This is a genomic window from Burkholderia sp. Tr-862, assembly GCF_011753085.1.
GTDB classification, from domain to species: domain Bacteria; phylum Pseudomonadota; class Gammaproteobacteria; order Burkholderiales; family Burkholderiaceae; genus Burkholderia; species Burkholderia ambifaria.
This window is the reverse complement of sequence record NZ_VWWG01000278.1, coordinates 1-4,702: the sequence shown is the minus strand read 5'-3', so window position 1 is coordinate 4,702 and position 4,702 is coordinate 1. Positions and strand designations below refer to the sequence as shown.

At 69.5% G+C, this 4,702-nt stretch carries 5 protein-coding genes; 4 read left to right on the top strand and 1 reads right to left on the bottom strand.

The genetic code is table 11. The annotated features are described in order from the left end of the window. The 3 genes from flgA to F3J14_RS33605 form a co-directional block, all read left to right on the top strand. Nucleotides 1–547 (top strand): flagellar basal body P-ring formation chaperone FlgA (flgA, locus tag F3J14_RS33615; RefSeq protein ID WP_166726583.1); only part of this gene is annotated, 547 nt, incomplete at its 5' end. A gap of 118 nt (nucleotides 548–665) precedes the next feature. Next, entirely contained in the window at nucleotides 666–998 is a 333-nt protein-coding gene (gene flgM / locus F3J14_RS33610; protein WP_166726582.1) for a flagellar biosynthesis anti-sigma factor FlgM, read from the top strand. 85 nt (nucleotides 999–1,083) lie between these two features. After that, nucleotides 1,084–1,524 carry a flagellar protein FlgN gene (locus F3J14_RS33605; RefSeq protein WP_006755733.1) on the top strand — a complete coding sequence of 147 codons (441 nt, stop codon included), beginning with the start codon at nucleotides 1,084–1,086 and terminating at the stop codon, nucleotides 1,522–1,524. Nucleotides 1,525–1,736: 212 nt separating this feature from the next. Here the strand turns inward: F3J14_RS33605 and F3J14_RS33600 are convergent, their stop codons facing one another. Next, nucleotides 1,737–3,587 carry a M24 family metallopeptidase gene (locus F3J14_RS33600; RefSeq protein ID WP_166726580.1) on the bottom strand — a complete coding sequence of 617 codons (1,851 nt, stop codon included), beginning with the start codon at nucleotides 3,585–3,587 and terminating at the stop codon, nucleotides 1,737–1,739. A gap of 439 nt (nucleotides 3,588–4,026) precedes the next feature. On the opposite strand from F3J14_RS33600, the gene F3J14_RS33595 reads away from it, so the two are divergent. Continuing rightward, a partial coding sequence (locus tag F3J14_RS33595) for an XRE family transcriptional regulator (protein WP_166726578.1) occupies nucleotides 4,027–4,702 on the top strand: 676 nt, incomplete at its 3' end.

Sequence of the window (4,702 nt, the reverse complement as noted above, 5' to 3'; positions counted from 1 at the left end):
GACCACCGCGACCGTCGCGGCCGCGTTTCCGCTCGGGCTCGCCGCGTGCACGACGCTCGAGCCGTTCCTGCCGACCGGTGCGCGCCTTTGGGGCCGCACGACGGTCGGCGTGCGCTGCGCGGGCGAACGGCCGTGGACCGTCTACCTGCAGGCGAAGGTTGCCGTGCAGGCCACCTATTACGTCGCCGCGCGGCAGATCGCGCCCAGCGAGCCGCTCACCGCGGCCGACCTCGTCGCGCGCGACGGCGACCTGACGGTGCTGCCGCTCGCGGTGATCACCGATCCCGCGCAGGCGGTCGGCGCGACCGCGCTGGCCCGGATCTCGGCCGGGCTGCCGCTGCGCCAGGACATGCTGAAGAGCGCCGCGTCGGTGTCGGCCGGCCAGACGGTGCGGGTCGTCGCGGCCGGGCCCGGCTTCACGATCTCGGCCGAGGGCAACGCGCTCGCGAATGCGGCGCCGGGCCAGTCGGTGCGAGTGAGGATGGCCGCGGGGCAGATCGTCACGGCGATCGTCAAGGACGCCGGCACCGTGGAAATTCCGCTGTAGGGGCGGATCCCGCTGCAAGATTGCAAAGAATTGTTTATTCGGAGAATTTCGGGCTCACGATGCTAAAGTTCGGGCCGACCCGGCCGTTATCTGGGTCATACCGTACAGGAAACCCATCGTGAAGATCGATTCCACTCCGAAACCGAGCCCCCTCGCGTCGACCGGCAACGGCGCGACCCGCGCGCAATCCGGCGCGGCTTCGTCGTCGTCCGCGCAGGCGGCCGACGCAGGATCGACCGGCGGCGACACGACCGTGAACCTGTCGGGTCTGTCGGGCCAGCTGCGTTCGCAGTCGGCCTCGGGCAGCGCCGACATCGACACGGCCCTCGTCCAGTCGATCAAGGACGCGCTGAACGACGGCACGCTGACGATCGACGTGAACAAGATCGCCGACGGCGTATTGAATACCGCCCGCGACCTGCTGCAACAGCAGCGCTCGCAGGGCAACTGAGCCGGCCAGGGGCCCGTCACGCCCTGACCGGTCCCCTGGTTTGCCGGCATGCGCCACCGCGTGCCGGCGCGACGAGCATGACGCGATGAGAGAAGAGCTGCTGGCCACGGTCAACGACGAACACGCGACGGTCGAAGCGTTCGCGTCCCTGCTCGCCTACGAGGAAAAGGCGCTCACGACACCGGAGCCGCTCGACATGCTGCCCGGCATCGTCGAGAAGAAGAGCGTGCTGATCGACCGGCTCGCGCAGCTCGAGCGCACGCGCGACACGCAGCTGTCCGCGCTCGGCTTTCCGGCCGGCAAGAAAGGCATGGACCAGGCCGCCGAGCGCGATGCACGCCTCGCGGGCCGCTGGCAACTCCTGCTGCAGGCCGCCGAACGCGCGCGCCAGGCCAATGCGACCAACGGGATGCTGATCCGAATCCGGATGGACTACAACGAGCGCGCGCTCGCGGTGCTGCGCTCGGCCCCCGCGCCGGCCGGCGTCTACGGGCCCGACGGGCGCGTGTCGGCACTGATGCGCTGAAGCACCGACGTATCGAGCACGCCGGCGCATAGACGTACCGATCACCCCGACGCTCCGACGTACCGATCACGCCAACGCTCCGACGTACTGATCACGCCGACGCTCCGACGTACTGATCACGCCGACGCTCCGACGTACCGATCATGCCGGCGCTCCGACGCGCCGGCCGCGCACCGCGCGGCCCGGCTGCGGCCGCGAGCGCCTTTCCCGCCTTACAGCAGCGGACACGCGGTGACCTGCGTGCCGCGTTCCACGCAAAGCCGTTCGTAGTCGCGCAGGTACGCACGCTCGTCGTCGTCCAGCAGCTCGATATCGATCAGGTCCCAGTCGTAGCCGACGGTGACGATGTTCTCGAACGAGACGGTGTCCGACGCGTCGTCGTCCGCGCGCACGATCACGATGTTCTCGATCCGCACGCCGCCCTTGCCCGGCACGTAGATGCCCGGTTCGACCGAAATCACCGCATTCGGCACCAGCCCGTACTTCGCGCCCGGCGCGAACCGCACGCCGCCCTCGTGGACGTGGATCCCGACGCCATGCCCGGTGCCGTGGCCGAAATCGTAGCCGTGGTCGCGGCACACCTGCCGTACCGCCGCATCGACGTCGCCGCCCGTCGCCGTCTTCGGGAAGCGCGTGACGAGCCCCTTGATGCAGGCCTTCAGCGCGACCGTATAGATCTCGCGCTGCCACGGCTGCGCGACCGTTTCCGGCCGCGTGCGACGCAGCACGACCCGCGTGCAGTCCGTCGCGAAACCGGCGTCGTAATACGCGCCGCTGTCGAGCAGCACGAGTTCGCCCTCCGTCAGCTCGACCTCCGCGCTCGCCGTCGTGTAGTGCGCGAACGCGCTGTTCGCGCCGTTCGCCGCGATCGACGGGAACGTCAGCGCGACCGCCGAGCGGGCGCCGTACGCGTCGTTGATCGTGCGGGCCAGGTCGTATTCGGTATGGCGCCGCCCTGGCTCGCCGGCCTTCGCCCAGCGCATCGTTTCGGCGATCGCCGCCGAACTGCGCGCGAACGCGTCGCGGAAGCGGTCGAGCACCGCCGGCGTCTTGCCGGCCCGCATCGCCTCGACCGGGTTGAAATCGGCGTGGCGCGCATGCGGCCACACGCGGCGCACCGACTCGACGAGCGCGCAGTTGACCGATTCGAAGCCGTAGCACACGTGGTCGACCGCGCATGACGCGAGGAAGCGCTCGAGTTCGGCGAAGTCGCGCCGGATCACGTGCAGCGCCGGATACGACGCCAGCGCGACCGGGCACCGGTCGCAGCCTTCCGGCAGGAACAGCGCGACCTGGGTGCCGACCGCGAACAGGAAGCCCAGGTGCGACGACACATTCGGGATGTGGTAGCCGCGGCTGTTCAGCAGGTACGCGAGATCGTCCGACGCACACGTGAAGAACGCCGTCTTGCCGGGCGCCGCGCCGGTGTGCGCGGCGAGCCGGCGGTTCAGCGTGTCGAGGTTCTGCGCGACGCTCGCGCCGGTCATCGTGTCCGGCAGCTCGAAGATCGGCCGCTCGACCACCCAGCCCGGCAGCGCGATCGCGCGGTCGATCTCGCGCTCGCCGAGACTCGTCCAGTCGAGCGACGCGGGCTGCGTCTGCTCGACCAGCCGGTCGCGCTGCGCGACGCTGATCCGCAGCGCGTCGTAGCCGACCCGCGCGAGCCGGCTCGCGTGCGCGATGAGCCAGTCGGCCAGCGCCTGCCAGATCGTCACGTTCATCCCGAGCTTCTCGATCCGCACCTGCGCCGGGTCGCACTGCTGTTCGGCCTGCAGGTGATAGCGGCCGTCGACGAACAACACGAACGGCGGCACGCCGAGCGCCTGCGCGGTCGCCGCGCTCAGGAAGATCCCGCAGCCGGCCGAGCCGTCGAAGCCCGACAGCGCGTAGCGCGGGTTGTTGCTGCGCGGCAGGTATTCGGTGATGTATTCGTCCTGCGACGTGACGACCACGGCGTCGAGCCGCAGCGCGTCGAGCACGCGCGACAGGCTGCGCTGCGTGTCGGCGACGCACGCGTCATACGAGGGAAGGCCGGAGAAGCTGTATTTCAGTCGATCGATCATCGGATACCCGCTATTTGATTGTTGTCGGCAGCCGGCGGTGTCACGCGACACGGCGCACGCCTGACGCGGCGCGCCGCCCGTGCGCGGACGACGCGCGGCCCTGCGGGCAGCCGGGCCGCGGCGCCGCAGCGCCGTTCCGGCGGCCGATCTCGGGAAAAATTTTTGTCTCACTTAACTTTGTTTGATGCGTGCGACAGAATCTAGAGCACGCTGAAATTGAGGTCAAGCCAAAATTTTCGTAGGGCTAAAATTACCGGCACGGCGCGCGCGGGCGGCCCGGCCATGCGCGGCGTGGCGTCGTGCGGGCGCCACCGCGCGGTACAATGCGCCGGCATTGCCGTCCCGACGGCCGTGCTTCGTGCGCTTCGCGGAACGCAACGTCCCGGCGACTGCACCGCCCCTCCGCTCGCCTCCCGACTCGTTGTCACGAAAGAGATTCATGGATTCAGACCTCATGCGTATCGGCCAGCGCATTCGGCGCCTGCGCCGGGAAGCGAAGAAGACGCTGCTGGAAGTCGCGACCGAGGCGAACCTGTCGATCGGATTCCTGTCACAGGTCGAGCGCCATCTCACCGGCATCTCGCTGTCGTCGCTCGTCAACGTCGCGAAGGCGCTGAACGTGCCGCTCGGCACGCTGATCGAGCAGCCGCGCCAGGCGCAGCCCGACTCGCGCGCGGGCCGCCGCGAACCGTACGCGGTCGACGCCACGTCGCAATGGTACGAGCGGCTGTCCACCACCTTCGACGGCAGTCAGATCCACGCGCTCAAGGTCCGGATGATGGAGGGCTACCGTTCGGAATGGGTCGCGCACGGCGGCGACGAGTTCGTGTACGTGCTGACCGGCCGCGTCTGCTACACGATCGGCAAGAAGGATTACCCGCTGTCGCCCGGCGACTCGCTGCATTTCGACGCGCGCAAGCGCCATCGCGTCGCGAATGTCGGCGACGGGCCGGCCGAACTGATCGCGGTCGGCACGCTGCCGCTCTTCGACGACAGCTGCGCCGAATTCGGGTCCGTGGCGATGGCAATCCGGCCGCACGCGCGCGATGCCGGCCCGACGCCCGGCGAGCCGCGCGTGAGCCGCCGCGAACCGGCGCAGAAACGAGAGCGTGAGA

Bases quoted from the DNA above. Each gene is read 5' to 3' on its own strand.
- F3J14_RS33605 (WP_006755733.1), top strand. From the start codon at position 1,084: ATGAGAGAAGAGCTGCTGGCCACGGTCAACGACGAACACGCGACGGTC.
- F3J14_RS33600 (WP_166726580.1), bottom strand. From the start codon at position 3,587: ATGATCGATCGACTGAAATACAGCTTCTCCGGCCTTCCCTCGTATGAC.